Source organism: Leucobacter holotrichiae, from assembly GCF_055791005.1.
Window position 1 is genome coordinate 1 of record NZ_JBVUAC010000035.1, and the last position, 1,176, is coordinate 1,176.

A 1,176-nucleotide genomic window follows, 5' to 3' on the forward strand; every position below is an offset into this window, starting at 1 on the left:
GGCGGGTTCAGGGGGTCGTGTGAACACCCTGAATTGTGAGGAGCAGGGGTATGGGGAGTCAGCGGCGTACACGGAAAACGTTCCGGGCTCAGGAAGTTGTGTTCTGGGAGAGGGTCCGGGCGGGTGATTCCACGAGAGATGCGGCCGGGCATGCTGGGTTCCATGCGTCTCACGGGGAACGGGTGTTCGAGCATGCTGGTGGGATGACGCCGAAACGGTCCGCTGACATTCATCCCCGGTATCTGTCTCTCGAGGAACGCGAACGCATTCTCGCGGGGGTCTCTCGCGGGGATTCGATCCGGCAGATCGCGAGAGATCTGGGTCGGTCTCCGTCGACGGTGTGGAACGAGTTGCGGCGCAACCGTGGCGCTGGGCCGATGTATCGCGCGAAGCGGCGCACCCGTCCGCCGCGGTCGACCCAGTGGTACTCGCCGTCGTATGCGCAGCGGCGGGCCGAGCAGCGCCTGTCCCGTCCGAAAGCGGGGAAGCTGCAGCGGAATCCGCGGCTCGCGTTCGTGGTGACGGCACGGTTGAGACTCGGGCATTCCCCGGTCCAGATCATGCGACGATTGCGTATGGACTTTCCCGACGACCCGTCGATGCGGATCTCGCATGAAGCGATCTACCGCTCGATCTACGTGCAGGGCAAAGGCGAGCTCCGGAAAGAGCTCGCAGCGTGCCTGCGCAGCGGGAGAGCAGGGCGCGTGCCCCGGGAACGCGCCCGCCGGCACAAGACCGGTCACGGGGCCGGCAAGATCCCCGGGATGGTCATGATCTCCGAACGTCCCGCTGAGGTCGCCGATCGGGCCGTTGCCGGGCACTGGGAAGGAGACCTGATCCTGGGCAAGAACGGGGCCAGTCAGATCGGCACGCTCGTGGAGCGATCGACCCGGTTCGTGATCTTGCTCCATCTCCCCGAACGCCGTGACGCCGTCACCGTCGCGAACACGATGATCCGGCAGATGGGACGCCTGCCGGATCATCTCCGTTTATCGGTGACGTGGGATCAAGGCAAAGAACTGGCCGATCACGTCCGGCTGGCCCGCGAGCTCGATCTCCGGGACGGGGTATTCTTCTGCGACCCGCACTCGCCCTGGCAGCGCGGCACGAACGAGAACACGAACGGACTCCTCCGGCAGTACTTCCCCAAAGGCACCGTCCTATCCGGACACAGCC

The 1,176-nt window shown here is 65.5% G+C and carries 2 pseudogenes; both read left to right on the forward strand.

Annotated features, from left to right (window positions below):
- Positions 1-203 precede the first annotated feature (203 nt).
- A pseudogene (locus tag AC0KXF_RS15150) lies at positions 204-311 on the forward strand (helix-turn-helix domain-containing protein); the annotation flags it as partial.
- A gap of 18 nt (positions 312-329) precedes the next feature.
- Positions 330-1,176, forward strand: a pseudogene (locus tag AC0KXF_RS15155) (IS30 family transposase); the annotation flags it as partial.